The organism is Kitasatospora sp. NPDC059973 (assembly GCF_042737525.1).
Lineage (GTDB): Bacteria > Actinomycetota > Actinomycetes > Streptomycetales > Streptomycetaceae > Kitasatospora.
The window spans coordinates 1-5,097 of record NZ_JBHWUI010000300.1 but is presented as its reverse complement, the minus strand read 5'-3'; the positions used below and the strand labels follow the sequence as shown (position 1 = coordinate 5,097).

General features: G+C 73.4%; 4 protein-coding genes. All 4 read right to left on the bottom strand.

What is annotated here, in order from left to right:
- Positions 1-64 precede the first annotated feature (64 nt).
- A complete protein-coding gene (locus ACFWA9_RS38135) occupies positions 65-829 on the bottom strand; it encodes a DUF3159 domain-containing protein (protein ID WP_329487686.1) in 765 nt (254 codons plus the stop codon).
- Between the two features lie 2 nt (positions 830-831).
- Positions 832-1,239 (bottom strand): OB-fold nucleic acid binding domain-containing protein, encoded by a 408-nt coding sequence (locus ACFWA9_RS38130; protein ID WP_329487687.1) that lies wholly within the window; start codon positions 1,237-1,239, stop codon positions 832-834.
- 74 nt (positions 1,240-1,313) lie between these two features.
- Entirely contained in the window at positions 1,314-1,994 is a 681-nt protein-coding gene (locus tag ACFWA9_RS38125) for a response regulator (protein WP_352298506.1), read from the bottom strand.
- Between the two features lie 38 nt (positions 1,995-2,032).
- Positions 2,033-4,717 (bottom strand): ATP-binding protein, encoded by a 2,685-nt coding sequence (locus ACFWA9_RS38120; protein ID WP_380393969.1) that lies wholly within the window; start codon positions 4,715-4,717, stop codon positions 2,033-2,035.
- Between the last annotated feature and the right edge of the window lie 380 nt (positions 4,718-5,097).

Here is a 5,097-nt window from a genome sequence, read left to right as displayed (position 1 = left end):
GGCCCGCACTCGGATCCGAGTGCGGGCCCCGCCGCTGTTGTCCCGGCGGCGGGCTCCGCCGCCGCTACCGGTCGCCCGGCGGCGCCTCGGCCCCGTCCCCGGCCGGCTCCTCGTCCAGCTGCGCCTTGATGGGCGGCGGCGCCTTCAGCAGGATCTGCCAGGTGACGTACATCGCCAGCAGCATCGGCGGGATGCCCAGGGCGACCTTCAGCCAGCCGAGCAGGTTGACGTTGTGGGTGAAGTACAGCGGGAAGAGGATCACCGGCTTGATGCCCATGATCACCACCCAGGCCCAGGTGGCCTTGGTGTAGGCCGCGAGCCGGCCCGGGTTCTGCTTGCGCCAGGTGAACATCTCGCCGGTGATCGGGCCGAGCATCAGCCCGATCATCGGCCAGCGGACCAGTGCCGAGACGGCCAGGCCGATGCAGTAGCCGACGCTCCAGAGCAGACCGGGCAGGTAGAAGTTCTCCGCCTTGCCGGTCTTCATGGAGATCCAGGCGCCGATGGCGACCCCGAAGACACCGCTGAAGGCGTGCTGGACGGTCTCCCGTCGGGCCAGCCGCGCCACCACGAACAGGCCGCTCAGGCCGAGCGCGGCCCAGGCGGCCGCGGGGACCTGGTGGGTGATGTTGTACGTGACGATGAAGACCAGGCCGGGCAGCGTCATGTCGACCATGCCGCGGACACCGCCGAAGGCCTGCATCACGGTGTCGGCGGCCTCACGGGAGGCCGCCTCGCGGGAGGCGGCCTGCCTGGCCTCCTCCTCGCCGGGAGCCGCCTCGACCAGGTCGAGCTGGGCGGCGGGCTCGCCGCCGGAGTGGTTGCTCACGCTCATTCGCTCCCGTGTCCGACCGGACGCAGTTCGTAGCGGGGGTTGAACAGCACGCGGCGCCCGCGTGCGTGGCCGATCCGGCCGCTGGCCACCAGGCGGCGGCCGGGCTCTATGCCGGCGATGGAGCGCCGGCCGAGCCAGACCACGTCCAGCGCCTCGGTGCCGTCGAAGAGCTCGGCCTCCAGCGCGGGCACACCGGCCCGCGGGCGGAGGGTCACCGTTCGCAGGGTGCCGGCGACGGTGACCAGTTGACGGTCCCCGCAACTGGCGATCGGGGTGCAGCCCGACTCCGCCGCGATCTCCTGGCGCAGCTCCTCCGCCTGGAGCTCCTCCGTGGAGGAGGTCAGCCGGCTGAGCATGCGGCGGAAGCGGCCCTGCGGCTGGTCGCTGCTGTTGTCACCACTCATGTCGGAAGGGTACCGGTTTTGGGAGCCGTGGCGGCAGGCCGCGGCGGCGGCCCGGGGGCCGGGCGCCCTCGGGGTCAGCCCTCGAAGCGGTAGCCCATGCCCGGCTCGGTGATGAAGTGGCGCGGGTGCGAAGGGTCCCGCTCCAGCTTGCGACGCAGCTGGGCGAGGTAGACCCGCAGGTAGTTGGTCTCGGTGCGGTACGCCGGGCCCCAGACCTCCTGGAGCAGCTGGGTCTGGCTGACCAGCCGGCCGGCGTTGCGGACCAGCACCTCCAGCAGGTGCCACTCGGTGGGGGTCAGGCGGATGTCGGCGCCGTCCCGGTTGACCTTCTTCGCCGCCAGGTCGACGGTGAAGCTCTCGGTGACCACCAGCGCGTCGTCCTCACCGGCCACCGGCTCGGCCCGGCGGACGGCGGCGCGCATCCGGGCGAGCAGCTCGTCCATGCCGAAGGGCTTGGTGACGTAGTCGTCGGCGCCCGCGTCGAGCGCCTCGACCTTCTCGTCGGAGGCGTGCCGGGCCGAGAGCACGATGATCGGCACCCTGGTCCAGCCGCGCAGGCCCTTGATCACCTCGACGCCGTCCATGTCGGGCAGACCGAGGTCGAGGACCACCACGTCGGGGTGGCGGGCGGCGGCCAGCTCCAGGGCGCCCGCCCCGTCGTGGGCCGCGTCGACCTCGTACTTGCGGGCCTTGAGGTTGATCACCAGCGCGCGGACGATCTGCGGTTCGTCGTCCACGACGAGGACCCGGGTCATACGGGCTCCGCCTTTCACAGCAGTCGGAAGGGTGGTGGTCATACGGGGGACGGGCGGTCGGCCGGCCCGGCCGTCGCGGGGTGCCCGGACGGCCCGGGGCGCTCGGCTCGTTCGGGCGCCCCGGCCTGCTCGGCCGGCCCGTCCCGTCCGGCCCGCTCGACCGGGTCGGCCCGCTCCGCCGGCTCCGGCGGCCGGTCCACGGCCGGCAGGGTGACGACCATGGTGAGACCGCCGCCGGGGGTGTCCTCGGCGGTGACCGTCCCGTCCATCGCCTCGACGAAGCCGCGCGCCACCGCGAGCCCGAGGCCCACCCCGGCCCCGCGCGGCGCGTCCCCGTACCGCTGGAACGGCGCGAAGATCCGTTCCTTGGCGTCCTCGGGCACCCCGGGCCCCCGGTCGACGATCCGCAGCTCGACCCGGCCCCGGCCGCCCACCGGGTGCAGGGCATCGGCCTTGACCAGCACCTTCATGCCCGCCGGGCTGTACTTGACGGCGTTCTCGACCAGGTTGGCCAGCGAGCGCTCCAGCAGCCCGCCGTCGGCCCGGATCATCGGCAGCGTCTCGGGGACGTCCAGCCGGACGGCCTCCGGCGGCACGCCGCCGAGGGCGAAGGGCACCACCTCGTCCAGGTCGGTCTCCTGGATCAGCGGCGTGACGGTGCCGGTCTGCAGCCGGCTCATGTCGAGCAGGTTGTTGATCAGGTGGTCGAGCCGGTCGGCGCCCGCCTCGATCCCCTCCAGCAGCTCCGCCTCGTCCGCCTCGTCCCACTCGACGTCCGCCGAGCGGAGCGAGCTGACCGAGGCCTTGATGCCCGCCAGCGGGGTCCGCAGGTCGTGCGAGACGGCGGCGAGCAGCGCCGTGCGGATCCGGTTGCCCTCGGCCTCCCGCCGGGCCGCGACGGCCTCCCCCGCCAGCCGGCGCCGTTCCAGCAGCACGGCCGCCTGGGCGGCGAAGGCGCCGAGCAGCCGGCGGTCCTCGGCGGGCAGCACCCGGCCGCGCAGCACCAGCGCCAGCGTGTCGCCGACCGGGACGTCCACGTCGGCGGTCTCGGGTCGCAGCGGCGGCCGCGGACCGGCCGCGGCGACCGACTGCCACGGCCCGAGCGGATCCGGCCGCTCCAGCAACGCGGCGGCGTCCTGCTGGAACGTCTCCCGGACCTGCTCCAGCAGCGCGGTCAGGACGCCGTCCCCGCTCGGCGCGCCCCGCAGCACCGTGCCGGCCAGCGCGCTGAGCGTCTGCGCCTCGGTCTGGCTGCGGGCCGCCTGGTGGGTCCGGCGGGCCGCGAGGTCCACCACGGACGCGACGGCGATGCCGACGGCGGTGAAGATCGCCACCGCCATGATGTTCTGCGGCTCGTCGATGGTGAAGGTGTGGATCGGCGGGGCGAAGTAGTAGTTCAGCGCCGAGGATCCGACCAGCGCCGCGCCGATCGCCGGGAAGAGACCGCCGACCAGCGCCGCGCAGACCGTCAGGGACAGGAACAGCAGCATGTCGGTGGAGAGCCCGAGGCCGTCGACGTGGGTCAGCAGCAGGGCCAGCAGCGGCGGGCCGCCCAGGCCGATCAGCCAGCCCGCGACGGTCCGCGACCGGCCGAGGTCGGTGACCCGGCGGATCGGCACCCGGCCCAGGCCCTTGGCGGCCTGCTCGTGCGTGACGATGTGCACGTCGATGTCGCCGGAGGCCCTGGTCACCGTGGTGCCCACGCCGGGGCCGTAGAGGTACTGCCAGGCGGGCCGGCGGCTGGTGCCCAGCACGATCTGGGTGGCGTTCACCCCGCGGGCGAAGTCCAGCAGCCCGGCGGCGGGATCGTCGGCGAGCACCGCGTGGAAGCTGCCGCCGAGGTTCTCCACCAGCGCCCGCTGCTCGATCAGCGTCTGGGAGGAGCCGGATCCCGAGCCGGCCAGTCCGTCCGAGCGGGAGATGTGGACGGCGAGCAGTTCGCCGCCGGAGCCGCGGGCCGCGATCCGGGCCGCCCGGCGGATCAGGGTCGCCCCCTCCGGCCCACCGGTCAGGCCGACCACGATCCGCTCCCGCGCCTGCCAGGTGCCCTTGATGCCCTGCTCGGCCCGGTACTTCTGGAGGTACTCGTCGACCCGGTCGGCCGTCCAGAGCAAGGCCAGTTCGCGCAGTGCGGTCAGGTTCCCGGGGCGGAAGTAGTTGGCGAGGGCCGCGTCGACCTTCTCCGGCGCGTAGACGTTGCCGTGGGCCAGCCGCCGGCGCAGGGCCTGGGGCGACATGTCGACCAGTTCGAGCTGGTCGGCCCGCCGCACCACCTCGTCCGGCACGGTCTCCCGCTGCCGGACCCCGGTGATCCCCTCGACGACGTCGCCCAGGGACTCCAGGTGCTGGATGTTCACGGCCGATATGACGTCGATGCCGGCCGCCAGCAGCTCCTCGACGTCCTGCCACCGCTTGGCGGTGCGGGAGCCCGGCACATTGGTGTGCGCGAGTTCGTCGACGAGCACCACCTGCGGACGGCGGGCCAGTACGGCGTCCAGGTCCATCTCGGTGAACGCGGCGCCCCGGTGGTCCAGCTCGCGGCGCGGGACGACCTCCAGGCCGTCCACGAGCTCCGCGGTGTGCCGCCGCCCGTGGTCCTCGACGAAGCCGACCACCACGTCCGTGCCGCGCTCCCGCCGCCGGTGCGCCTCGGAGAGCATGGCGTACGTCTTGCCGACCCCGGGCGCCGCTCCGAGGTAGATCCGCAGCCTGCCGCGTCCCATGTGCACCATTCTTGATCCGGCCGGTTCGGGGGACCACCCCGGACACGTGTTCCCCTCACCTTGGAGACTACGGCGTGGCCTGCGATTCTCCAGCGATCCGGCCGCTGATCAGGCAGTTTTAGCGGCATTTTGACGGCGGGAGCGGCCCGGCCGGGGCACCGCCGGCCGCCCCACGGGCCCCGGGTGCCCTCGGCCGCACGGTGGTCTACGGACCTCTCCGGGCCTCTTTGGGTCTTTCCCGGCCTCTTCGGGCCTCTTCGGGCTGACCGGGATCGCCTTGTCCGGAAACGCAAAGAACCCCCCGATCCGTAAGGATCGGGGGGTTCTTTGGAATGATTGTTCGGCGGCGTCCTACTCTCCCACAGGGTCCCCCCTGCAGT